The following is a 22,972-nucleotide window of genomic DNA, read 5'->3' as shown; positions in this document are numbered from 1 at the left end:
TAAAAGTAAAGTAAATTACCCCTCAACAATAGGTATCGGCCAAGGCTTTAGGTTCTTTAGCCTTTTTTTTATTTTTTTTTCAAATTATTGCCAAGCAGAACATATAGTATTGATTACATTGAATTTTACGTTTTGAAAAAATACGTAAATAGATCTTTCAAGCTCAGTGACTAGCTAAACATGTTGTCAAAGACGATAAGATCAATTTATGTGAGGCGATATCAGCAAGAAATCAGACAAGACAAGGCGCTAACTTGGCAACAGCAGTTTAGAGCGTATGATTAACGTGACGCTTCACTGCTATCAAAAAAAATAATTGGGAATTCGAAATTAAGTTGGCATCAAAGATGCTTTAGTATTAGTGGATTTCAGCGTTGCTCTACTGAGATCTGAAATTGGTGGGATGTTTCGGCGATTATAAAAAAAGGCCGAGACATAATATCTCGGCCAATTTGCTCACGTTAGGAGATTGAGCAAAATTAGTTTCTGTCGGCTGGCAGGGTTTAGTAGGACAAACTGGCCTCTCAACCAACACTTCTACACTCTCAGTCCTGTTAGTCGGCGCTTTCTTAAAGGTGCGACCTCTCGGTCGCATTCCTTTCTAGGGGATGGCCTCTCAACTCCTTCCCAGACTTACGCCTAATTTAAAAATTAACCTAGCAGTGATAATGCGGCCTGTGGACGCTGATTAGCCTGCGATAGGATGGTGGTACTTGCCTGCTGTAATATCTGATTACGGGTTAGTTCTGCCGTCTCTGTGGCAAAATCCGTGTCTTTGATGCGAGATCTTGCCGCCGACACATTTTCAGAGATATTACTTAGATTACGAATGGTTGATTGAAATCTGTTTTGCAGTGCACCTAAATCAGCTCTAATTCCACCAATAGCCGATATTGCACTATCTACCGATGCTAAAAGACCTGAAGCATTTGATTCTGTCAACACATCGTCAGCGGTGATACCTAAACCTGTTGCACTAAACCCATTTACGCCTGCTCGGGTTAATGCCTGACTAGATAAGTTTACCGAGATAGTTTGACCGGCATTCGCCCCCACTAAGAATCGGGCAGAAAAGCTTCCTGTCAGTACGTCTACCCCAGCAAACTGAGTCGTTGTCGCAATACGCGAAATTTCAGTACGTAATGCAGACACTTCTTTTTGCAGTGCTAGGCGGTCAGCTGAGCTGTTTATGCCATTTTGTGATTGGATTGCAAGCGTACGAATACGTTGTAACGCTGTCGTAGTCTCCGCCATCGCACCTTCAGCTGTCTGTGCTAGTGAAATACCGTCATTCGCGTTTCTAACAGCTTGGTTTAAGCCTTGAATCTGCGATGTCATTCTATCGGTAATTTGCAAGCCCGCAGCATCATCCGCGGCGCTGTTTATGCGAAATCCTGATGACAAGCGTTCAAACGCGGTATCTAGATTGTTTCCGGTGTTAAATAATTGACGTTGTGCATTTAATGATGACACGTTGGTATTTACAAATAGACTCATGGGGTCTCTCCTAACAGTTTCGAGTGATTGCGCTATTGGTTTTATTATTTGCGCGTTGTATTAAATTATTGGCACAGAGCGTGCTTGACCTAAGTTGTCAGATTTATCTGACGCTTCATCAGCACACTACTGTTGAAGTTTGCTAAACGGAGAAGTTATCTTCTCTTTGCTGGCTGGTGAGATTGATGTTCCAGACCTCAAACCTCTCACTACCTCCTGGCTTCATTCTCGCCTGTCAGCAGCTCCAACCCTCTAGCAAACCTTCCTATTTATCGACATTAAAAGGCAATTACTTTAGAAGTTTTTAAATTGCACTTTTTACATCTCAACAGGTTGATTTTCCTAACCTTTAATTCAACCTACAATATATACATTACGTACATATGACCTTTCTCAGTGCCCTACTATTGTTGTTATTAGCACCTGGGAAGTAAAAACGCTCTTTATCTCCCCTTTGTAATAGTTATCGTCCTATTATCGATTTTCCTTTAGTCTTTTTTTTACGCTGAGACAAAAAAATTAAAAAGTTAAAAAAAGTCATTAATTTTCAGAATGATAAATTAGGACAAAGAACTCTAAATTGTATGAAAAAACACAAAAACTATAAGTTTTGGACAGAATAAAACCATGTGATAGCAAGTCTATTTACAAAATTTGAGCTTATTTTTTGTAACGCCGGCTTAAGATAAACAACCAACTAAAAAATGAGTTGAGTTTCTTGGAGAAAAGTCAGTGAGAAAGATGTATTAGGTAAATGTGTTTAAACGCTAGATATAAAAAAGCCAGCAAACTGAACGACATTCAATTGCTGGCCCTTTAGATAGATAACAAGCACTGGGTCACTACCCCCTGGCTTCATCCTCGCCATAGATGGCTTAGAAAGTTTATCCTAGAAGCTGTAATGCTGCCTGTGGACGCTGATTAGCCTGAGACAATACAGTCGTACTAGCCTGCTGCAGTATCTGATTACGGGTTAGATTAGCGGTTTCAGTCGCAAAATCAGTGTCTTTTATTTGTGAACGTGCAGCAGAAACATTTTCAGAGATATTGCTTAGGTTACGAATAGTAGACTGGAAACGGTTTTGAAGCGCACCTAAATCTGCACGCAATCCACCAACAGCAGAAATTGCAGTGTCTAATTTCGCAAGTATTCCAGACGCATTACCAGTAGTAAGAACATCAACATTGGCACCTGTGATACCCAAACCACTTGCACCAAAACCAGTTACACCAGCACGGGTAAGCGATGGGCTAGATAGGTTTACAGAAATAGTCTGGCCGGCATTGGCCCCCACCAAGAAACTCGCAGAAAAATCACCAGATAGGATATTTACACCGGCGAACTGTGTCGTAGTTGAAATTCGCGAAATTTCGGTACGCAAAGCAGACACTTCTTTTTGAAGTGCAACTCGGTCTGCAGAGCTGTTAATTCCATTTTGCGATTGCACTGCTAGCGTACGAATACGCTGAAGCGCGGTGGTGGTTTCTGATAGCGCACCCTCAGCAGTCTGCGATAGTGAGATCGCATCGTTTGCATTTCGAACGGCTTGGTTAAGACCTTGAACTTGTGATGTCATTCGATCTGAAATCTGAAGGCCTGCAGCATCATCAGCAGCGCTGTTGATGCGAAAACCTGAAGACAAACGCTCAAATGACGTATTCAAAGAATTGCTAACATCGAATAACTGACGTTGTGCATTCAATGATGATACATTGGTATTGACGAACATAGACATAAAGTCTCTCCTACACTCTCAGTCCAGCGTGGGCTGGCTGTCGGGTTTTCCGACGTTTTGTTTTAGTAGTCATCAACACCTGAGGGGTAATTGATGAACTGGCTCTCTCAGAAACTGTATCGACTAAATGTAACTTCCCTTTAGAAAAAATTACGATTATTGCCGATTGGCGGTAACATATTGCCGCTTATTACTTGATTTGAGCGCCGTAACTATCAGATTTTCCAAGGAGATTTTTAGTGCTGGATAAATTGAAAATACTTGAGGTCACTCGGATCTCAGCGCCTGCACCTCATGCTGCGTTTACTGATTTATGCGCAGACCCATTTGATCATTCAGATTCATCGCTATTTTGCACCTACCGCGAGGCTGACACCCATGTCAGCCCAAACGGAAGAATTGTTGTTATTCATATAGATAAAGGTACTTTGCTGCCACTGCACTCAACGACACTGGAAATATCAGGCACAGATCTCAGAGATCCAAAATTTTTATTTGATGACCAACGCCTTATTATCACTGCCTATGCCAAGACAGTATTAGGTGACGGAAGTCTTTCACGTCATATGGTAAGTTTTAGCTCGGACACAGGATTATCGTGGTCTGAAGCCCATCATTTTGGTGACGACGCCTGGTGGATTTGGAATTGTGATTGGTTTAGAAAAACGGCATACGGGTTTGCCTATAATCGCAAAGCGCAATCTATAAGCTTGTATAGAGGCAATCCTTTAAACTCAATGACATGCTATCAAGACAATGTATTTGGACTTGAAAAATCAGACAAGGGTTACCCCAATGAAAGTGCGCTTCTCTTTGACGAACAGGGTAATGCGAGTGTTTTTTTACGCAGAGATGCCGACACCTACAGCGCTCAATTTGGATACGCAAATCCCCCTTACTCAAACTGGGACTGGCATGATTTAGAAATATACATCGGCGGACCAGCGGCAGTTACGCTAAAAGATGGGAATTTTGTTCTGGCAGGCAGACACATTGAGTGGGAGGAGGATATTTTCAGTACTAAACTATGGCATTTTGATGTTAAATCAAAAAAGCTCACTGAGCTTATTACTCTTCCAAGTGGCGGAGATACCAGTTATCCAGGCTTAGTACTCGATAACGATATTCTTTACGTATCCTATTATTCAAGTCATTGTGATGAAGAAGCACGGGTTTACCTCGCTAAATTGAGCATGTAAATACGCGCTAATAACCAGTTCAAAATATATTAGATAAAGTTAAATAACGACAAGTTGGTTATTTTAGGAAATGTAGCAAGGGCGGCATTTAATGCTGTCTCTTGTTGAGCAAATTTAGTCGACGCTTCTGCGTAGTCTACATCTTGAATGGATGAACGCGCGGCTTTAGCAGCAATCTCCATATCCAGATTAGTTTCATACGATGATTCTGCAATGTTCAGTCGACTGCCTATGGACGCCCGTTCTAGAGAAATTCGCTCTAAGCCGTTATCTAGCCCTACCAATGCATCGGCAATAGACTCTTGCAGTGCGCCGTTATCAATGGTGCTGTCTAGCAAAATCTCTTGAATCTCATGAATTGCCTGAGCCATACTTTTCTTTTCTGGCGTATCCAGAGAGAAATCTATACTGTCGCCGGCAACGGCAGTGGCCTCAAATTGCATGCCTTTTATGGTAAAAGGTTGGCCCGATGTAAAGCCTACCGTATCCACTACTGCGCCCGTACCTTGATTAACAAGTTCGGCTTGTCCACCGGCTAAGAAATTCACCCGATAGTTATTATTAGCTGCGTTCACAGGGTCGAAGTTTTTATCGAAAAACGTATCGAATGTTCCCTGCTCTTTTACTGTCGCGCTTTCTAAATTGCCTACAGCACTTCCCGTCACTGAAAATTTAAAACGAGACAGCACGTTTTCAAATACATCATAGCCATTGCTGGTTGACTGAATTTTTGAGCTATTTGAAAGCTGGATAAAACTCACACCGGCATCACCGGCAAAGGAAACGGCATTACCTGTAGATGCAGGATTAAAGGAAAACGCCTGATTAGCTGACTGATAACCTGCATAAAGATAATTGCCGTCGGCATCTTGCGTGTTCATTAAATCTAAAACTTCTAATTTTATCTGTTCTAGCTCTGCACCAATGGCCCGTTTATCGGGGTCGGCTAAGATTCCGTTGCCTGATTGGACAACGAGAGTTCTAGCACGGTTGATAGAATTGGTGATATTCGTCAGTACTGCTTCTTGCTGTTCTAAAGACCCTGTTACTAAATCGTTGTTGCGCTGAAATTGGGTAAGCTCGTCAACTTCTTCGGTTAAACGCAGTACCTTTGCTGCGCCAACGGGATCGTCACTTGGCGCAATAATTCGCTTACCTGAAGCAAGTTGCTCTTGCGTCTTAGATAGCTCGGTCTGATTGTTCATTATTGAACGAACGTTTTGATCGTAAATTTGATTTGTAGTTATGCGCATTTTTTTAACTACCTCGCGGACTGTAGAATGGTGTTAAACAGCTCTTGTGCGGTGGTAAGAATACGAGCCGCCGCGGCGTAACTTTGCTGATACTTAATCAAGTTGGCAGCCTCTTCATCCAAACTCACTCCCGAGACAGACTGAAACCAGTTTTCTGATTGCACCTGCATAGCTTCAGCAGACGCCAACGACACTTTGGCCATTGCAGCATCTTCACCGATGCGACCTACCATTGAGGCATAGGCATCTTGAAATGTACGAGGTGTATTTGTGGCTTCACTGCTCACTTGAACTAAATTCTCATTTTGTAATGCCGCAAGATTAAGCGCATTGCTGTTATCGTTAAAACCGTCGGTATTATAGGCGAGTGAAAAGCTATCACCGGCTCTTGGAACGCCGTCTAAACTTATATCGTAGCCTGGGTAATCAGTTAAACCGCTTAATCCTGCTGGCCATGTACCGCTATTTTTTGCCTGTTCAATCAGGTTGTTTAAATCGGTGGTCCCGGTAACGCTTGCCATAACGGCTCCGGTTCCATCAACAACATCAAACGTGTCTGGGGCAGTGAATACAATTTGAGCGGGTGCTCCTGTATCAATACCACCGGCACCATCAAAGGCAGAGCGGTCAATACCTGCACCCACCGTAGTATTAGATACGCCTACATTCACCACACTCGCATCACCTAAGTTTGTACTGTCGGCTTGACCGCGAACGGGTGTTGCAAAAGCCAAATCTTCTGGTCGCATTGTGCTGAAATCAATTTTTGACGCTATCGTTTTTGTAGGCTGTATAAGAAATTCGTTGCCTACCGTGTAGCTAGACGTTCCCGCAAAATCCACTTCAATTCCACCTGGCAGTTCGTTAAAGCCAGAGGAAACAGGAAAGTTTGAAAACACGATGTCGTTACCAGAGCCATCTTTCTTTGGTGTTCCGTCTGCATTTAAAAACGTTATTTCCAGCTCACTAGGTGCTCCACCGGAAACCGCAGTTACTTCAATTTTGTAATCAGCATCTGTTAGTTCTGCGCCCATACCTTCGGTAACTTGCGCTGTGACTACGTAATCACCATTAGTGTCTGCGTATGCTAGGCCGCGAAATGAGGGGATATCGAAAATATTGCTTCCAAGCTGGCCGTCTAGGTCCATACCTAGCTTATTCTGCTCGTTCATAGCGTCTGCAAAAGCAATAGACAGCTGACCAACGTCTCGCATTGTAGGCCCAAGCACTTCGTTTCGGTAGCCGAATAGTCCGCCAAGTGCACCGCCTAAATCACTTTCCTGAATTCGCAGTGATGCGTCGCCTTTGGTTTGCGAACCAAAGTTAGTTTGCAGAATTAACTGCTTTAACGACAGGTCAGCATCGGTGTTAACTTCAAATAAGTTAAACGCGCCGTTTTCCAACACCAAAGATTCACCAGAGGTTAAGTTAATGGTAACCGCACCGTTTTGTGTCTGACTTTCCTTAACATTGATACCCATAATTGACGATAACTCATCAACCGCTTTGTCTCTCTCGTTGAGCAGTGCTGATGGCTGATCGGCTGTGCTGTTTCCATTAGCGATAACGATATTTCGGTTTAAATCACCGATATTGCCAATAAGGGTGTTTGCGCGATTAATCAAAGAGGTAAACTCTAAGTTAAGCTCTTCCTCTTTTTCAATCATGTAGTCAGAAAGGGTTCTCATACGCTGAAACAAGGACTCTGACTTGCCAAGTACCTGCTCTCGAGACGCCAAGTTTGTTGGGTCGTCAGCAGCAGTCTGTAGCGCAGAAAAGTATTCGCTCATTCCTTTTGAAATGGAATTTGCATCGCCTGCGAGCAAATTATCGATAGCCGTGGTTTTTGACGAAAATGCCTCAAGCTCTCCAACCGAGGTGATATCACGTCGAAGTTGATTTTGCGCAAACACGTTGATAATTCTTTCCGTATTGCCAATTTCAACACCAAACACTTGGCTGTTATTCAGCTCTGTGCGCTCGCGTACGTATCCAGGCGTATTTACATTGGCAATGTTGTTACTGGTTGTTTGTAACAACTTTCCACTGGCATTAACGCCACTGGTTGCAAGAGAAAATAAGTCAACTGAACTCATGGTGTATGCCTCCCCTATCTCTGTGGTATCAACGCATTAAGTCTATCGCTGTTGTAAACAGACATGATCTTATCGGCGTAGTGTGGGTCGGTTGCATAACCTGCGTTCTGCAATGCTTGGGTATACTCTGTGGCATTACCTGCAGCTTTCACTGCGTCACTGTAACGCGGCTGCGTAGCAATAAATCGTCCATAGTCATCCATTGCATCTTCAATAGAGCTGTATGCTCTAAACGCTGCTTTTTGTTTCTGTGGAACCAATCCGTTAAACTCAAGCGTATCAACAACCGCCTGCTCTCCTTTCCACTGACTATTGGCTTTTATTCCAAATAGGTTGTGAGAGCTTTTACCGTCGGCTGAGTGAATAACAAATTTTCCCCAACCGGTTTCAACGGCGGCTTGTGACACAATCGCTTTTGCATCCATACCATATTTTTCAGCTATTTTTTCAGCGTGAGGCATCAGTGACTCAACAAATTGCTCAGGGCTATCGAACATCGCGTCCTTATGAGCACTTTTGCTGCCCATAGAGTGCGAGGATAACGCAACGTCTTGCGCCTGAGATATAGACTGAGCGCGGTGTTGATTAAGCGAAGATAAATTGCCGTCGCTACGTATAACGCTAGCTGGCGTGTAACTTTCTTCGGTTTGGCCAAGCTGCTTCACAATCACATCGGCAAGACCCATCCCACCGCCAGCGGTCAAATCCGTGGCTAGCTGTTGGTCGTGCATATCGCGATAAAATTTTACCTGCTGTGAATTAAACGGGCTGTCTTCGTCGGCTAATGCATCTTGAGCTTTACGCATAGACTTAAGCATCATCTGTACAAAAATCGCTTCGAACTGCTCTGCTGCTTCTTGCAATACGGTTTCATCGCCCGACGCTATGGCCTCGCGCATTGTGTTGATGCTGCCCATATCGTGAACGTTGCGCGCCATATCAAGCTGGCCTTTCGTACTGAGTGCGTCCATTACCGTAAGCCCCTAAATAATAACCAGTTCGCCGCGTAACGCGCCGGCCTGCCTTAGTGCCTCAAGGATTGCCATTAAATCGCCCGGTGCTGCGCCCACTTCGTTTACCGCCCGCACTAGTTGGTCAAGGGTTACGCCAGGCTCAAACTTGAACATTCGGCTGTCGGCTAAGTCGACGTCAATGATAGACTGGGTTGTTACAACCGTGTCGCCATCTGCAAAGGCATTAGGCTGAGCAACTTGCTGGTTCTCTGAAATGGTAACGGTAAGCCCACCATGTGTTATCGCGGCAGGAAGAAGACGTACCTCGCTACCGATGACAATAGTGCCGGTTCTGCTGTTAATAACCACACGAGCAGGAGCCTCGGCAGGCGTAAATTCAAAGTTTTCTAATGTGGCGAGAAAGCCTACACGCTGTCCTGCATCTCGAGGTGCCGATACTCGAACAGAGGCAGCATCAATGGGTGTAGCAATGACATAGCCATTTTCTGGTTGCGCACCCAAGCGTTCATTAATGGTATCTGCCAGCGATTTCGCTGTAGTAAAATCAGGATAGTGAAGGTTAAGCGTTAACGAATCACCGTTTGCAAAACCACTTGGCACTTCTCTTTCCACCATGGCGCCGTTTGGAATACGTCCTACCGTAGGTGTGTTAACCACAATTCGCGAGCCATCGCCACCTTCAGCACCAAAACCACTGACCACTAAGCTGCCTTGGGCCACAGCATATACTTCGCCGTTTACCCCACGAAGAAAGGTTTGTAGTAGAGAACCGCCTTGAAGGCTTTTCGCTTCACCCACCGACGATACGGTGACATCAATTGTTTGACCGGGCTTGCTAAATGCAGGAAGTTCGGCATGTACTGCAACGGCTGCAACGTTGCGAACGTTAGGTCGCACGTCGGCACCTAAGCGGATACCAAAATTGGCGAGCATGGTTCTAAAGCTTTGTTCAGTAAACGGGTTCTGCTCGCCTGTTCCGGGTAGACCAACCACTAGCCCATAACCTATCAATTGGTTAGAACGCACACCTTGAATAGATGCTACGTCTTTGATCCTTTGAGCATTGGCTGCGCCTGAAAGGCATAGTGTAAGCAATAAACATATTAAAACACGCATAGTAAACCCCGTCATTTATAGCGGCCACCAAGTAGAAGAGAAGAACTTACCTAGCCATCCCTTCTCTTGTGCATTAGCAAATGATCCAGTACCACTATATTGAATGCGCGCGTTTGCAATACGCGTAGATTCAACCTGATTGTCTGGGTCGATATCGAGCGGTCTAACTATTCCAGTTAACCGAATATATTCATCGCCGTGGTTTAAGGTCATCCACTTCTCACCTCGCACCACAAGATTACTGTTTGGCAACACATCCACAACGGTGACAGAGATACTTCCCTGGAGGCTGTTTGTTTGGTTAGCCGCAGCATCACCGCTAAAATCGTTTGAGCCATCAATGCCAAGCTGTATGGATTCACGACCTATATTTACCGCGTTACCACCTAACCCAATAATAGGGTCAAGCTCGGCAGAGGTTTCCCTTGATGTAGTCGTGTTTGCAGACTTAGTTGCCGCCGTATTTTCACTTAGCGTAACGGTGATGATGTCACCCACTTGACGCGCAGTAACATCAGAATAAAGGCTTCTTGCTAAATGACCGCGAAATAGTGAACCGTCTTCAATGATCGTTTCTCTGGGATAATCAGGAATAATTGGCGCATAAAAAGGATCGTTTGCCTGTACCGGTGTATCAGGCGTGCTCTCGCACCCTGTGACTACTGATAAAGCAACTAGCGCAGTAAGGAAATAACCGAAACGATACATAGTAAACACTCCTACAGCTGCTGAATGACTTGACCCAGCATTTGGTCAACTGATGAGATAACTTTGGAGTTCATTTCGTAAAGTCTCTGACTTTCAATCAAATTAACGAGCTCTTCCGTTACGTTAACGTTCGATGTTTCCAGCGCGCCCTGCGCTAACATTCCTAGGCCCTGAAGACCTGGAACACCTCGGTTAGGGAATCCGCTAGACACCGTTTCTGAATACAAATTCTGACCAATTGGCTGCAGGCCTGTTGGGTTAACGAAGTCGGCAATATTAATTTGACCAAGCTGCTGAGGCTGAGCCTGCCCTCTGATACTCACGCTTACTTGCCCATCTTGAGAGATGGTTATTTGCTGTGCATCAGGTGGTATGGTTATCTGAGGCTGAAGTAAATAACCAGCGCCAGAGGTCACAATTTGACCTTGATCATTTAAACTAAACTGACCATTTCTGCTGTAGGCGGTAGTGCCGTCAGGCTGTAAAATCTCGAAGTAGCCGCGCCCTTGGATAGACAAATCAAGCGCGTTATCAGTGGTTAGCAGATTGCCTTGTGTATGAGCTTTTTGTGTAGACACAACCTTTGAACCAGAGCCAAGCATAAGACCTGACGGCAGCTCAGTGTCAGCAGACGATCTGCCGCCTGGCTGATTGATATTTTGATAAAGCAAATCTTCAAATACGGCACGGTCTTTTTTAAAACCTACCGTAGAGGCATTCGCTAAGTTATTAGAAACCACTGCCACGTCAGTTTGAGCTGCATCTAATCCGGTTTTACTAATCCACAATGCTGGATGCATGTTAACCTCCAAACAACACGACAATACGTATTGCTTTTAAAGAAAAATATTAAAGAAAAATATTAAAGAAAAATATTAAACAAAAATTGAAAACTGCTATTACAAAATTCTTAGCATCATATTGCCGCGGGTATCGAGTTCTTCCGCTTGCTTCATGACTTTTACCTGTAGCTCGTAATGACGCTGAAGGCTTATCATATCTACCATTTCTTCAACGGCATTCACGTTAGAGCCTTCAAGCATACCCGACGTCACTTTTACGTTAGCTGATGGGTCTGCCACCGAGCGGTCTTTCATATGAAATAAACCATCTGTGCCTCGCTCCATATCCGAATAGTTCGGGCTAACTAGCTTTAACCTGCCAACCGTTTCTATTACATTAGCCGGAGCACCAACCTGTCTCATCGACAGCGTTCCGTCTGCAGCGATAGTCAGATTATCGAGAGGCACTGGCAAAAAAAGCGGACCGTTATCCCCAAGAACCGCGCGGCCGTTGATGTCTGTCAAAATTCCGTCGCTACTTAATTTAAAGTTTCCGTTCCGTGAGTAGGCCTCTTGACCGTCGTCGCCTTGGACAGCAAACCAGCCGTCACCTTGGATGGCGACATCTAAATCTCGGTCTGTTTTAATCATTGGACCAGATTCATAATTATTAGACGGGCTCTCAGTCATTGAAAAAACACGGGTAGGCAAACCTTCGCCGTAGGCCGGCATTGCTCGTGCTTGCTCTAGCTGAGCTCTAAATCCTGTCGTTTGGGCGTTGGCCAAGTTATTCGAGCGAATACCTGTCGCCATAAGGTCTTGAGACGCACCACTTGCCGCAATGTAGAGAAGTTTATCCATGACTGACTTTTGACTCTGTTTAAACCATATACAAAGATTGCAAAGGTAGTGCCAGAATGGTGGGAGTTCGAGCTATGATGTTGACTAGCGTAGAGATATAGATCTAACAATCTGATTTTTAGCAATAAAAAGCCGCAGACTGTATCTGCGGCTTTAATTTTACGAGCTTTATTTTTCCACGCTAAGCTATTTCGCTTATCGGATATTCAAGATAGTCTGGTTAAGCGAATTATTCACCTCCAGTGCACGAGAGTTGGCCTGGAAATTACGCTGGGCGATGATCATGTCAATCAATTCAGTGGTTAGGTTAACGTTGGCTTGCTCTAGCGATGATGAGTTTATCTCACCGTAGGTTCCGGTTGTTGCCTCGCCGGCAAGAGCCTCGCCTGAAAGAATACTTTCTTTCCACTGAGTACCACTTTCCTGTGTTAGCCCTTGCTCATTAGAAAACCTAACTAGCGCAACACGGACAATAGGCTCAGACGTACCGTTTGAGAAAGTCGCTCTTACCAGTCCATCTGGACCGATATCAATGCCGGTCAAACGGCCCACTGGCAAGCCATCTTGCTCTAGTGACGTTACCTCAAATGCAGAGGCAAACTGAGTGGGTTCATTTGGCGTTGCATTGTTAACATCTAGATTAAAATCGATGCTGATTTGTTGAGTTGGATCAGAACCATTTGCAAGAATAGTAGCGCCTAGCGCCTCGGTTTGCATCTTAAAATCTAACGTGGGGAGACCATCTGGTGTCTCCATTCCATTAAAATCACCACCTTGTGAAAACAGTAGTTTTGATGCCGTGACCGCATTCCCCGTATTTCCACCAACCGAGTTCACTGCGGTAGCAGGGTCAGTATCAGCACCGGTGGAATCCGTCATGTCAACCAGGGTATCGTCAATAGCGGTGGCCACATACCACTCGTTGTCGGCAGTAGGCGCGCTATCTTTGATAAAATAATACGTCATTACATGACTATCACCCAGTGAGTCATAAACAGTCACAGACGTTGCTGCGTTGTAAGTCAATGGGTCTTCTGGGTCAAAATCTTGAGGATCTAAACCTACATCCCCCGCAGGTAGGTTCATTCGAAGATCGACCTCAGAGGTTTGTTGGGGTGAGCCTGATGAATCAGGAATTCGAACTGGCTCTGTAGTACTTAACGCAACCGACGCACTGGTTCCATCGTTGTTAACGGGGAAACCTAGGAGGTTGTCACCATTACTGTTTACTACGAAATTATCATTATCCAGCTTAAACTGGCCTGCCCGAGTAAATGAAAAATCGCGCGACGTAATCTCAGGTACTGTAGCAAAAAAGCCGTTGCCCGTTATCGCAAGATCCAGTGATGTATTGGTAAACTGAAGACTACCTTGTGAAAACTGCTGAGCAACTTCCTGAGTAAGTACACCATCACCTACTTTGGTTTTACCACCGGCAAGTAATGACGCAGCGTACACGTCACCAAACTCTGCCCGTGACTCTTTAAAGCCAACGGTGTTGACGTTTGCAATGTTATTGGCGGTTACATCCAAATCTTTTTGCGCGGCTGATACACCGCTCAGTGCAATATTAAAAGACATTTTTAATTCTCCTACTAACTGCCGATTTGAATGACGTCGTCAAGATTAATACTGACATCACCATCCAAATTCAAAATGACACCTTGACCGCTTCCAGCCAAGCTTACGCTACCTACATGACGATTGACCGCTGTGTTCAGCTGCACACCCTCGCCGTTTAATTCGCCCGTGGCGCTTATTACATATTCACCGGCACGCATGAGATTGCCTTGCTGATCCTTCCCATCCCACTCAAACTGAATGTTGCCTGCAGTTTGCGTGCCTGCATCGATTGTCTTGATAACCTCACCAAACTGATTCTCAATACTTATCGTCATATTCTGAACGGTGCCTTCATTAACAACGACGCCAGAAATTCCTTCGCCGTCGCTGCCTTTGTAGCCTACGTTGCCTTGAACAAGTACGTTCTGTCCGATGAGACTCGATGCTTGAAGCGCCTGATTCGATGTCATCGACGATGCAAATGACTCAAATTTTTCGTTTAGCTGTGAAATACCATCAGCCATGGTAAACGACGTCATTTGAGCGACCATCTGGTCGTTGTCTACTGGCTTTGTCGGATCCTGATTCGCAAGCTGCTCTGTCAGCATCGAGAAGAAATCTTCTTGAGAAAGCTGCTGCTCGGTACCGTCTGCTATTTTTACCTTTTCCTCTTGCCAGTAGAGGTCGGTATTTAGGCCGGTGTTATTAATTGTGTTCACTGGTTTGTCCTCACATTAACCCAACCGCGCATTATTGCCCTTGCCCCAATTGCAATACTCGGCGGAAAATACGCTTCGTGGTGTCAGCCACTTGAACGTTTGTTTCGTATGCTTTCGATGCCGACATCATGTTCGCCATTTCTTCGACAATATTCACGTTTGGCTTGTATATATAGCCTTCAGCGTCAGCCATAGGATTGTTGGGCGAGTACTCAACTTGTAGCGGAGCGTCGCTTTCTACGATCCCTTTAACCTGAACGCCTACACCTTTCGATTGATTGTTCATTGCATCTTGTAATGCGGATGCAAAAACGGGATGGCGTGCACGATAGGTCTCTTCGTAGCTGCTGCTCACTGAATTTGCATTTGCAATATTACTAGCCGTGGTGTTAAGGCGAACATTTTCCGCCTCCATGCCCGTGCTCGATATCTGCATAACATTAAATAAACCCATTGCTACTGCCCTCCAGGACCTATTGCTTTTTTCATGCCTTTAATCTTTCCGTTTAAGAATTGCAAACTCGCTTGGTAGCGTAGTCCGTTATCTAGGAAGCGATTTCTTTCAGACTGAACTTCAACAGTATTCCCATCCCCTGTATCAGGCTGAGTAGGTATACGGTATTGCATGTCAAAATTTGCCGCGACTGACGAAGGATTGCCGCTTAGGTGGCGTTCGTTGGTGCGAACTAAATTACCGTTGCTTTTATGTTGACCTTGAACACCTTCATTAATGGCTGACTGCATGGCTTTGTTGAAGTTGATGTCTTTTGCTTTGTAACCAGGGGTGTTTGCGTTAGCTAGATTGCCAGAGATAACTTCCATCCGTTCAGTGCGGATCTTTAGCGCGGACTCATGAAACCCGACTAACTTATCTAAATTGATCGCCATTTGTTATGACCCCTAACTTTTCACTACTTTCTGATGCAAGTTGTCCCATCAGAAAGTTATTCATTATCTTCTAGTGAAATAGTTAGCAAGGCGAGTGCCAGTTTGAATTTTGACGTTTGATATTTTGCAGAATTGAAGGAGCGAGTAATGAAAAAGTCTTTAAAATTCAGCTTTCAAACTGCCCCACTTTTTTTGATACTACTTTATCGTTTTTGGTAATAAAGGCCAGGTTGGCATTTAACCATAGAGTAAGTGTCGCTGGCTGAACTGATCGATTCAGAAGCGCCAAGGAAAAGAACGCCATTTGGCTGCAGTTGACCGGCAATTTGTTGCAGTATCCGCTGTTTTACGTCGGCAGAGAAGTAGATGAGTACGTTGCGGCAAAACACGATATCAAACCGGCCAAGCGCAGCGTAGCTCGACAATAAGTTAAAACTTTTAAATGTAACCATACGACGAACTTCTGGCTTTATCTGCATTCGTCCCATTTCGTGCTGCTGAAAAAACGTTTGTCTGCGCTGTGGAGAAAGCCCTCGTGCAAGAGATAGTTCATCGTAAACACCCAACTCACATTTAGATAGCATTTCAGATGACAAATCCGTCGCCACAATATCAACACCTCCTCTCAAGATGCCTGGACGTTGTCGCTGAAACTCTAAAATTGCCATTGCTATTGAGTAGGGTTCTTGACCTGAGGAACAAGCCGCACTCCAAATTTTGATATTCCTGTTGGTTTTGGCCAAATTAGGCAGTAATTCTTTTACAAGAAGATCAAAGGGGTAGTTATCGCGAAACCACAGGGTTTCATTTGTCGTCATGGCATCGATCACGCTTTGCAGTAATCCGCGATCGTGACCGCGCACAACCACGTTGATCAATTCATCCGCAGAGCTATAGCTGTATTTGTACAACAAAGACGCCAATCGACTTCGTACTAAATACTGCTTGTTTTCGCCAAGCACTATTCCACACTGCTTTTCTAAAAACTGCCTAAACTTTAGGTAGCCCTCTGGCGAAACCTCTTTATTAATCAATCCCTTGGTGCTCCGTTATTCGCATTCAGTCATTAACCATTTTTGCACTGCGGTGGCTAATTCGTCAGGGTGGAATTTTGCGATAAAGTCATCGGCGCCCACCTTCTGAACCATAGCCTGATTGAATACGCCACTTAACGAGGTATGAAGGACAACATGAAGCTTTTGCAGTTCAGGCGTATTTTTTATTTCTGCAGTTAACGTATAGCCATCCATTTCAGGCATTTCAATATCAGAGACTAAAACACCCACTCGCTTCGTGATATCGCCATACTCTTCGGCAATTTCTTTTAAACGCTTAAGCGCCTCAAGACCATTTTTGGCGAGCTCAATCTCAAGACCTAATGAAGTCAGCGCCTTTTTAACCTGATTTCTTGCAACGGTGGAATCATCCGCAATAAAGATAATTTTGTTTTCTTGCCCTTCGGTAGTTAGCCCTTCAGCGACTTCTGAGCTGACTTCCGCATTCAGTGGAGAAATTTCGTTAAGTATTTTTTCAACATCGAGGATTTCAATGAGTTCGTTCTCGACTTCAGTTACTGCAGTGAGATAACTTGCGCGCCCGGTCCCCTGAGGGGGCGGCATTATAGCGTCCCAATTGGTATTAATGATGCGCTCTACTGCTCCCACTAAGAAACCTTGAACCGAACGGTTGTATTCTGCAATGACGATAAAGGCGTTCGAGAGGTCTTCTATCTTCCTCCCTTTCGTCGCCATGCTTAAATCGATAACTGATATGGTCTGCCCACGTATGTGCGCAATTCCGCGTACCAAAGGATTTAGCTTGGGCATGGAGGTTAACGGAGGGCACTGAAGCACTTCGCGAACTTTAAACACGTTTATGCCAAAGCGCTGACGTCCGTTTAGCCTGAATAGTAATAATTCTAAACGATTCTGCCCCACAAGCTGCGTGCGCTGGTTAACTGAATCTAAAATCCCCGACATAAGTCACCTCTAGGTAATTCTGGGCATGAACATTGCGTTATCTAATAAGATAGACAATATCACGTGGTTTTTGCAGGTTAAACGACAGAAAAATGACAGTATAGCCTTAAACTCTCAAAAGCAACTGCCAAAACTCACTGTGATACTAACCGCGCATCTTGTTACTAAGCATAGCCAATAACTCACGAACTGAACACGAAATGTCACAATGAAAAAATTGAATAACAGAATACAACAGAAAACATTGACCGCCATTGCGCTTATCATGTCGAGTGTAGTGTCATTCTCAAGTATTGCGAAAGATAATTTACACCGTGTTGTAGAAAATGGCGCTAAAGACTACCTAGTATCACAACTTGCTGATAATACGGCGGATACTAACATCGCCGTCGACATTGTGAAAATAGACGATAGGATAAATATTCCGGAATGCCCCGAAGGCTTTCAATATCATACATCCGAAGAGTCCCTCAGACAGTCTTACGTTTCAGTGCGAGTGAGCTGTCAAAATAATGATTGGTATTTATTCACTAGTGGTCAGGTATCACGGACAAAAGATATTGTGGTGACCTATGGCGCCGTTAGCCCAGGCACAGTGTTGACATCATCCAATTTGAAGATGGCGAGTGTAGACATTAAACGCCTTCGGTATACAACATTTACCAACATTGAAACGCTAGTTGGCGCACGTATGAAACGCCGAGCCACGAATGGGCAGGCTATCCAAGCAAATATGCTCTGTTTTGTATGCAAGGGCGATCGTATTACTATCTCTGCCGAGGTAGGCAAAATGAAAGTAAAAACCGCCGGTATAGCGCAACAAGATGGCGTGGTAGGCGATAATATTCAGGTACTCAATGCGAGCTCAAAAAAGACCGTTATAGCCAGAGTCGCCAGCGTAGAGAAAGTCGTGATACAATTATGATAATGGCGCAGGAAAACTATCCTTTTTACGTTAATTGGGGCTAAAGAAAATGTATCAGCCGCCGATAACGTATAGAGAGGTAAAAAGGTAGTGAGGAACTATTATGGCTATTAATAACATAAACAATGGGTTACCCAAAAACCCCGTTGACAATGGTAAGGTTTCACAACAAAACCAGACCCAACAAGCTCAACAGCAAGCGAACGCGAAAACCGCCACTGCGGCGCCAGCACCTCGCCAAGATTCTGTTTCGTTAACGCAATCTGCTCAGCAGCTCAATCAAGTTCAGAAGAAAGGGACTGAGGCGCCAGTTAATCAGGAAAAAGTCGATCGTTTGAAAAAAGCAATTCAAAGCGGTGATTATCAAATCAATGCTGAAGTACTTGCGAGTAAGATTGCAAAAGCTGAGTCAGAGATTTTCGGAACGAAGTAGTGATGGCGGAAGGTATTAATACTCAGTAGTGAGGGTATTATGGACGTTCCAATCTTTGCTTCGTTGTTGTTAAAGTCGAAGACTCCCTTCTTAAAGTTAATGGCTTAATGTTAACTACTATGTCTTTAGTCTTGTTGTTAAGGGCATCAACTTCCCCATAAACAACTTTAATTTCGCGCTTAAGGCTTTTGCCAACCTCCGAGGGCGAGGTTAAATGGCTAACTTGAAAGCCACCATCTAAAAGCGTACATTATTAAATCAAAAGTGAACTGTGCAAATTAAGGCTATAATAAAAGCAATTAATGCGTAGTTTTCGGATAAATCGAACGAACCAAAAGAGTAATACATTGACGAATCAGCATGCGAACTTAACATCGGTATTAAAGGAACAAGTAGATAAGCTGACGGCACTTTCTCGGCTGTTAGAAAGAGAACTTCACCTTATTAGTTCACGCGATGCCGAAGCGTTGATGACCTTGCTTGACGATAAAACGCAGCTTCTCGAAGAAATTCAGACGTTGGATGACTCAGCAGAATCGATGTTTGTGAACGGCCAGTCCTACAGCGAAGAAGACGACGCCCTAACTGATAAGGCGAAAACGTTGCTAGATGACTGTAAGTATCGAACGCAAGTAAACCAAAAAGCCGTTGAACAAGGACAGCTTCGTCTAACCCACCTGCGTAATCTCATGATGGAAGTACGTGCGAAAGAATCGCTTACGTATGACAAAAAAGGAAAGCCAAAAGGCGGTACCCTTGGTTCAGGTGTCAGCGCATAGGGTTATTCAACGCTATTGTTAACATTGATTGAGTTTTAAAATCGGCTACCTTACAAACTTCTGTATAAACAGTCCAATATACGAAGTTAACTATTCCTACCTAGTAATATTTAACATCTTTAACTCGTCGTGGCTTAGCCGTAGTCAAATAAATGTCGTACACACGTTTCATATCCAATGAAAGCTCTGTGACATAAGTGTCTTCGCCTACAGGATAGGTTTTCACAATCTTAGCTCCTCTGATAACACCATCAACCGAAGCCCGTAAAGACTCACTATCGACAACGAGACTGGATAATGACTGGCTGCCTTCAATTCGCTGACCGTAAACTTGTTCTGCTAGTTCTCTATAGGCCTCTAACTTTGATGCTTTCATCGCCATTAATCGTTTTACGTTAGCATTGCTACCCTGCTGTGATTCAATTGGGGCGTAGCCTATGGCGGTAAGAACAGGATACGAATCAGGCTCAACCGTTTCCCACTCAACATGTTTATCAATAACACCACAGCTAAAGAGCGTCATTAAGCTACACATGACTAAAGCAGTTTTCACACTAAAAACACTTGTTGGAATACCCATTACGTATTTTCCTATTTCTACTATAGCGCATAGCCGTTAGCTGAATTACTCACACTGCCATCGTCTATTTTACGGTGAGTGTTTCGCTTATATGCACGATAATCTTGTCAATGTTTGGATCTTGTCTGTTGTTCTGCAAGGCTTATGCCTGATCCGCAATGCTTGTGTCTAGTTCACACTGTCTATGCTTAGCACGATATTGCGAGTCGCTTATTATTCAGTTGTGCCGCGCTATTTTGTTACGCCTCGCTATTTCGTTACGAAACCTTATATCCTTCCCTCACTTGGCATTGTTTTAGCATAGCAATAAAGGCTTATAGCGTTATTACTAAAAACGTAGCGTCATTTTTTATGTAAAGAGTTTTGTGTACAAGATTGAGTCGTTCGGGCTGTCGCTACAAAGCCGTCGTAATTAACCAGTGCATAATTTACAAAAATTCGTGAGGTCCATATGCAAAGTAAAAAGATAAAAGGCCATGCCATTTCAGTTAAAGTATATGTGGCACTGGTTTGCCTTATCGCCTTTTTGGGCGGGCAATGCCATGCCATGTGGTATGAAGCCAAAGGACAAGCGATTATCTTAAATGGTGATAAAGAAACGGCCAAACGTGAGGCTATTGAAGAGGCCCTCAAACAAGCAATGCTTTTCTCTGGCGCATCGATTAACAGTGTTCAACAACTTACCAATGGTTTGCTCGAAAACGAAGAAATGACTATTCGTAGTACGGGCGAAGTTGAGCAGTTAGAGATTATTGACGAAAGTTACAATGGCGAAGTTTTTACGGTAAGTATCAGAGCCGATATTTTTCCCGCTTCCCAACAATGTGCCGCGATATCTGATATCAAACGTTTTGCAACCACCCACTTCCTTATTCCAAATAGACGACAGCTAACCGAGGGCAATATCAGGCATTTAGATGAAGCGGTGACTAAACGCTTTGCTGACTTAATGGCCAACACGACTGATACACTTCGCTTGACGTACATCGCACCGCATACGGCAAAATTTAAAAGCGAATTTACCGAACAAAACGTGCGCTCTTTATCACAAAGAGGAAACTCTCAATTTGTCATAGTGGGCACTATTGACGATTTGAGTATTAAAAGAAAAGCAGCCTCGGTATTTACTCCGTGGGCCGATGATAGCGTTGACAGATACTTTGGAATGACTCTTCATGTTTTTGACGGCATCAATGGAGGCAAACTCTTTACCAAGTCTTACAGCACACATGCCCAGTGGACATTTGACCGATTTGCTCAAATCGATGAGTTTTCAAATTACTTTTGGCACTCTACCTATGGTCAAGAGGCGCAAAAGCTAATGATAGATGCTATTCAAGACCTCAAAGAAGCAACAGCCTGTCAACCGGTAACAGGGCGAGTCGTTAATGTGGCAGGCGACATTATTTCTATCTCTTTAGGCCGGGACAACGGATTGCAAGACAGTGATGAGCTTGTGCTTTATCAGGCAAAAGAAGTCATGGATAATAAGGGAAAGAAATACCTTCAATACTCGCTGTACCCTGGTGTTTTCGTTGTAGAGAATACATTTGCGAACTCTTCCACTATCGTTCACAAATATTCAGGACTCGTTGCGAATATCCAAGAAAATGACTTTGTGGTAAAAAAATAAAGGCACAAAAAGCGGTCGAACAATTATCCTAAATCCAGGGTTCCGTATTTGGCTTTTGTGGGTATAATCATAAACGACGTCCCCATAGTTTAACTGGATAAAACAAGAGCCTCCTAAGCTTTAGATCTGCGTTCGAGTCGCGGTGGGGACGCCAGTGAAATTTACAACTTAATCCCCATATCCTTATTTAGTGTACAAATCACTTGTCGTTGTTAAAGCCATCAAGTAACTTGCCATTTAAACAAGTTGTAACCTCAGGGAGCACTAATGAGCCATTTCGAACACGATGAATTGGATTCTTTTTTTGCTGAGATGCAAGACGTAAAACCCATTATCTCTGACGATAAAGCACAGCTGCACGACCCAGCAGCAGCCTTAGCAGAAAAGCAGAAACGCGCTTCCCTGCAAGCCTCCATTCGAAATAAATTAAAAAATCCATTGAGTATGGAAGGTGTGAAACCTGTGCCGCCCGATGACTTTATACAATTTCAGCAGCCAGGTATTCAAGATGGTGTATTTAAAAAGCTAAGGCTAGGAAAGTATCCGCTAGAGGTAGTGATATCTTTGGCGGGAAAAACCCTCGATGAAAGCAGAGATTTACTGTATCAGAACGTGCTTTCAGGGCATGAAAAAGGCGTAAGAGCATTTTTGATCAAGCATGGGACTGGTGAAAACTCTAAGCCTTTTCCGGCTTTAAAGAAAAGTTACGTTAATCATTGGTTGCGCGAACTTGAGGAAGTCATTGCGTTTCATACCGCGCAGCCTATGCATGGCGGATTTGGCGCTACCTATGTGTTATTAAAGAAACATCCTCAACAAAAATTGATAAACAGAGAAAAAAATAGGAAAGGATAAGTACCGCTCAAACTTAGGGGGAGATGCTCATAGAAAAATAGCATCGCCCAAAATGATTAAAGCCCGTAATAAACGTATTTATTACGGGCTTTATTATTTTCTTTCAGACTACTTAACTGAAGATTGCACACTTAGCGTTGTTGGAGCGTCTGCAGATTTTGCAGAAGTACTAAATACGGCGGTAATAAACATCAAAACCACAGCGATGGCGACTCCAGTCAAGCCAAACCCTTTTGAGGAACGATTCATTGTTCGTCTCTTATTATTTAAACTAGTATTGTTACCAATAACTAGTGCAACCCAATTCAACTCCTGTAACCAAATTGCAATCCGTGCAGCACTACAATAGATCAGCGACACCCCAATAACAAGGGGCAAAAGCAAAATATTGACGCT

Annotated in this window: 23 protein-coding genes and 1 tRNA gene; 7 read left to right on the top strand and 17 right to left on the bottom strand. The window is 43.9% G+C overall.

Going from position 1 to position 22,972, the window contains the following annotated elements; genetic code table 11:
• Positions 1 to 651: 651 nt before the first annotated feature.
• Positions 652 to 1,497 (bottom strand): flagellin N-terminal helical domain-containing protein, encoded by an 846-nt coding sequence (locus O9X84_RS01060; protein WP_269517643.1) that lies wholly within the window; start codon positions 1,495 to 1,497, stop codon positions 652 to 654.
• A gap of 884 nt (positions 1,498 to 2,381) precedes the next feature.
• Entirely contained in the window at positions 2,382 to 3,233 is an 852-nt protein-coding gene (locus O9X84_RS01055) for a flagellin N-terminal helical domain-containing protein (protein ID WP_269517642.1), read from the bottom strand.
• Between the two features lie 239 nt (positions 3,234 to 3,472).
• Between O9X84_RS01055 and O9X84_RS01050 the strand changes: the two genes are divergently transcribed.
• Positions 3,473 to 4,432 (top strand): hypothetical protein, encoded by a 960-nt coding sequence (locus O9X84_RS01050; RefSeq protein WP_269517640.1) that lies wholly within the window; start codon positions 3,473 to 3,475, stop codon positions 4,430 to 4,432.
• Positions 4,433 to 4,461: 29 nt separating this feature from the next.
• Here the strand turns inward: O9X84_RS01050 and flgL are convergent, their stop codons facing one another.
• The 13 genes from flgL to O9X84_RS00985 all read right to left on the bottom strand — a co-directional run bounded on the left by flgL (position 4,462) and on the right by O9X84_RS00985 (position 17,371).
• Positions 4,462 to 5,685, bottom strand: coding sequence for a flagellar hook-associated protein FlgL (flgL, locus tag O9X84_RS01045; RefSeq protein ID WP_269517639.1), 1,224 nt, complete (start codon positions 5,683 to 5,685; stop codon positions 4,462 to 4,464).
• Between the two features lie 8 nt (positions 5,686 to 5,693).
• Positions 5,694 to 7,781 carry a flagellar hook-associated protein FlgK gene (flgK, locus tag O9X84_RS01040; protein ID WP_269517638.1) on the bottom strand — a complete coding sequence of 696 codons (2,088 nt, stop codon included), beginning with the start codon at positions 7,779 to 7,781 and terminating at the stop codon, positions 5,694 to 5,696.
• Between the two features lie 14 nt (positions 7,782 to 7,795).
• The gene (gene flgJ, locus O9X84_RS01035; RefSeq protein ID WP_269517637.1) at positions 7,796 to 8,752 is read right to left on the bottom strand and encodes a flagellar assembly peptidoglycan hydrolase FlgJ; all 957 of its coding nucleotides are present in this window, start codon (positions 8,750 to 8,752) and stop codon (positions 7,796 to 7,798) included.
• Positions 8,753 to 8,764: 12 nt separating this feature from the next.
• Positions 8,765 to 9,871, bottom strand: a complete 1,107-nt coding sequence (locus tag O9X84_RS01030; RefSeq protein ID WP_269517636.1) for a flagellar basal body P-ring protein FlgI — start codon at positions 9,869 to 9,871, stop codon at positions 8,765 to 8,767.
• Between the two features lie 15 nt (positions 9,872 to 9,886).
• Complete coding sequence (gene flgH, locus O9X84_RS01025; RefSeq protein ID WP_269517635.1) at positions 9,887 to 10,579, bottom strand: flagellar basal body L-ring protein FlgH; 693 nt, start codon at positions 10,577 to 10,579, stop codon at positions 9,887 to 9,889.
• Positions 10,580 to 10,590: 11 nt separating this feature from the next.
• Positions 10,591 to 11,379 carry a flagellar basal-body rod protein FlgG gene (gene flgG, locus O9X84_RS01020; RefSeq protein ID WP_032094378.1) on the bottom strand — a complete coding sequence of 263 codons (789 nt, stop codon included), beginning with the start codon at positions 11,377 to 11,379 and terminating at the stop codon, positions 10,591 to 10,593.
• Between the two features lie 99 nt (positions 11,380 to 11,478).
• Positions 11,479 to 12,222 (bottom strand): flagellar basal-body rod protein FlgF, encoded by a 744-nt coding sequence (flgF, locus tag O9X84_RS01015; RefSeq protein WP_269517633.1) that lies wholly within the window; start codon positions 12,220 to 12,222, stop codon positions 11,479 to 11,481.
• A 195-nt stretch (positions 12,223 to 12,417) separates the two neighbouring features.
• The gene (gene flgE, locus O9X84_RS01010; protein ID WP_269517632.1) at positions 12,418 to 13,803 is read right to left on the bottom strand and encodes a flagellar hook protein FlgE; all 1,386 of its coding nucleotides are present in this window, start codon (positions 13,801 to 13,803) and stop codon (positions 12,418 to 12,420) included.
• Positions 13,804 to 13,817: 14 nt separating this feature from the next.
• The gene (locus O9X84_RS01005; RefSeq protein ID WP_269517631.1) at positions 13,818 to 14,504 is read right to left on the bottom strand and encodes a flagellar hook assembly protein FlgD; all 687 of its coding nucleotides are present in this window, start codon (positions 14,502 to 14,504) and stop codon (positions 13,818 to 13,820) included.
• A gap of 31 nt (positions 14,505 to 14,535) precedes the next feature.
• A complete protein-coding gene (gene flgC / locus O9X84_RS01000; protein ID WP_269517630.1) occupies positions 14,536 to 14,958 on the bottom strand; it encodes a flagellar basal body rod protein FlgC in 423 nt (140 codons plus the stop codon).
• A gap of 2 nt (positions 14,959 to 14,960) precedes the next feature.
• Positions 14,961 to 15,392: a flagellar basal body rod protein FlgB gene (flgB, locus tag O9X84_RS00995; RefSeq protein ID WP_269517629.1), complete on the bottom strand. Its 432-nt coding sequence runs from the start codon at positions 15,390 to 15,392 to the stop codon at positions 14,961 to 14,963.
• A 203-nt stretch (positions 15,393 to 15,595) separates the two neighbouring features.
• Positions 15,596 to 16,426: a CheR family methyltransferase gene (locus O9X84_RS00990; protein WP_269517627.1), complete on the bottom strand. Its 831-nt coding sequence runs from the start codon at positions 16,424 to 16,426 to the stop codon at positions 15,596 to 15,598.
• A 15-nt stretch (positions 16,427 to 16,441) separates the two neighbouring features.
• A complete protein-coding gene (locus O9X84_RS00985) occupies positions 16,442 to 17,371 on the bottom strand; it encodes a chemotaxis protein CheV (RefSeq protein WP_032094371.1) in 930 nt (309 codons plus the stop codon).
• Positions 17,372 to 17,579: 208 nt separating this feature from the next.
• Between O9X84_RS00985 and flgA the strand changes: the two genes are divergently transcribed.
• From flgA to flgN, 3 genes are all read left to right on the top strand, one after another.
• Positions 17,580 to 18,296 (top strand): flagellar basal body P-ring formation chaperone FlgA, encoded by a 717-nt coding sequence (gene flgA / locus O9X84_RS00980; protein WP_269517626.1) that lies wholly within the window; start codon positions 17,580 to 17,582, stop codon positions 18,294 to 18,296.
• Between the two features lie 103 nt (positions 18,297 to 18,399).
• Positions 18,400 to 18,729 carry a flagellar biosynthesis anti-sigma factor FlgM gene (gene flgM / locus O9X84_RS00975; RefSeq protein ID WP_269517625.1) on the top strand — a complete coding sequence of 110 codons (330 nt, stop codon included), beginning with the start codon at positions 18,400 to 18,402 and terminating at the stop codon, positions 18,727 to 18,729.
• Positions 18,730 to 19,076: 347 nt separating this feature from the next.
• Complete coding sequence (flgN, locus tag O9X84_RS00970) at positions 19,077 to 19,508, top strand: flagellar export chaperone FlgN (RefSeq protein WP_269517624.1); 432 nt, start codon at positions 19,077 to 19,079, stop codon at positions 19,506 to 19,508.
• A 100-nt stretch (positions 19,509 to 19,608) separates the two neighbouring features.
• Here the strand turns inward: flgN and O9X84_RS00965 are convergent, their stop codons facing one another.
• Positions 19,609 to 20,043: an LPP20 family lipoprotein gene (locus O9X84_RS00965; RefSeq protein ID WP_269518000.1), complete on the bottom strand. Its 435-nt coding sequence runs from the start codon at positions 20,041 to 20,043 to the stop codon at positions 19,609 to 19,611.
• Positions 20,044 to 20,539: 496 nt separating this feature from the next.
• Here O9X84_RS00965 and O9X84_RS00960 point away from each other — a divergent pair, with 496 nt between their 5' ends.
• From O9X84_RS00960 to smrA, 3 genes are all read left to right on the top strand, one after another.
• Positions 20,540 to 21,721 (top strand): flagellar assembly protein T N-terminal domain-containing protein, encoded by a 1,182-nt coding sequence (locus O9X84_RS00960; protein ID WP_269517623.1) that lies wholly within the window; start codon positions 20,540 to 20,542, stop codon positions 21,719 to 21,721.
• A 78-nt stretch (positions 21,722 to 21,799) separates the two neighbouring features.
• Positions 21,800 to 21,875, top strand: a tRNA-Arg gene (locus tag O9X84_RS00955).
• Positions 21,876 to 21,988: 113 nt separating this feature from the next.
• Positions 21,989 to 22,576, top strand: coding sequence for a DNA endonuclease SmrA (gene smrA, locus O9X84_RS00950; protein ID WP_269517622.1), 588 nt, complete (start codon positions 21,989 to 21,991; stop codon positions 22,574 to 22,576).
• Between the two features lie 108 nt (positions 22,577 to 22,684).
• On the opposite strand, the gene O9X84_RS00945 is transcribed toward smrA, so the two are convergent.
• Positions 22,685 to 22,825: a hypothetical protein gene (locus O9X84_RS00945; RefSeq protein ID WP_200883139.1), complete on the bottom strand. Its 141-nt coding sequence runs from the start codon at positions 22,823 to 22,825 to the stop codon at positions 22,685 to 22,687.
• Positions 22,826 to 22,972 lie beyond the last annotated feature (147 nt).

The sequence above is a fragment of the Alteromonas sp. BMJM2 genome (assembly GCF_027257845.1).
In the GTDB taxonomy this organism is placed as follows: domain Bacteria; phylum Pseudomonadota; class Gammaproteobacteria; order Enterobacterales; family Alteromonadaceae; genus Alteromonas.
The sequence above is the reverse complement of the archived record's forward strand: the minus strand, read 5'-3'. Positions and strand labels throughout refer to the sequence as shown.

Bases quoted from the DNA above. Each gene is read 5' to 3' on its own strand.
- O9X84_RS01060 (WP_269517643.1), bottom strand. From the start codon at position 1,497: ATGAGTCTATTTGTAAATACCAACGTGTCATCATTAAATGCACAACGT.
- O9X84_RS01055 (WP_269517642.1), bottom strand. From the start codon at position 3,233: ATGTCTATGTTCGTCAATACCAATGTATCATCATTGAATGCACAACGT.
- flgL (WP_269517639.1), bottom strand. From the start codon at position 5,685: ATGCGCATAACTACAAATCAAATTTACGATCAAAACGTTCGTTCAATA.
- flgK (WP_269517638.1), bottom strand. From the start codon at position 7,781: ATGAGTTCAGTTGACTTATTTTCTCTTGCAACCAGTGGCGTTAATGCC.
- flgJ (WP_269517637.1), bottom strand. From the start codon at position 8,752: ATGGACGCACTCAGTACGAAAGGCCAGCTTGATATGGCGCGCAACGTT.
- O9X84_RS01030 (WP_269517636.1), bottom strand. From the start codon at position 9,871: ATGCGTGTTTTAATATGTTTATTGCTTACACTATGCCTTTCAGGCGCA.
- flgH (WP_269517635.1), bottom strand. From the start codon at position 10,579: ATGTATCGTTTCGGTTATTTCCTTACTGCGCTAGTTGCTTTATCAGTA.
- flgG (WP_032094378.1), bottom strand. From the start codon at position 11,379: ATGCATCCAGCATTGTGGATTAGTAAAACCGGATTAGATGCAGCTCAA.
- flgF (WP_269517633.1), bottom strand. From the start codon at position 12,222: ATGGATAAACTTCTCTACATTGCGGCAAGTGGTGCGTCTCAAGACCTT.
- flgE (WP_269517632.1), bottom strand. From the start codon at position 13,803: ATGTCTTTTAATATTGCACTGAGCGGTGTATCAGCCGCGCAAAAAGAT.
- flgC (WP_269517630.1), bottom strand. From the start codon at position 14,958: ATGGGTTTATTTAATGTTATGCAGATATCGAGCACGGGCATGGAGGCG.
- flgB (WP_269517629.1), bottom strand. From the start codon at position 15,392: ATGGCGATCAATTTAGATAAGTTAGTCGGGTTTCATGAGTCCGCGCTA.
- O9X84_RS00985 (WP_032094371.1), bottom strand. From the start codon at position 17,371: ATGTCGGGGATTTTAGATTCAGTTAACCAGCGCACGCAGCTTGTGGGG.
- flgA (WP_269517626.1), top strand. From the start codon at position 17,580: ATGAAAAAATTGAATAACAGAATACAACAGAAAACATTGACCGCCATT.
- flgM (WP_269517625.1), top strand. From the start codon at position 18,400: ATGGCTATTAATAACATAAACAATGGGTTACCCAAAAACCCCGTTGAC.
- O9X84_RS00965 (WP_269518000.1), bottom strand. From the start codon at position 20,043: ATGTGTAGCTTAATGACGCTCTTTAGCTGTGGTGTTATTGATAAACAT.
- O9X84_RS00960 (WP_269517623.1), top strand. From the start codon at position 20,540: ATGCAAAGTAAAAAGATAAAAGGCCATGCCATTTCAGTTAAAGTATAT.
- smrA (WP_269517622.1), top strand. From the start codon at position 21,989: ATGAGCCATTTCGAACACGATGAATTGGATTCTTTTTTTGCTGAGATG.
- O9X84_RS00945 (WP_200883139.1), bottom strand. From the start codon at position 22,825: ATGAATCGTTCCTCAAAAGGGTTTGGCTTGACTGGAGTCGCCATCGCT.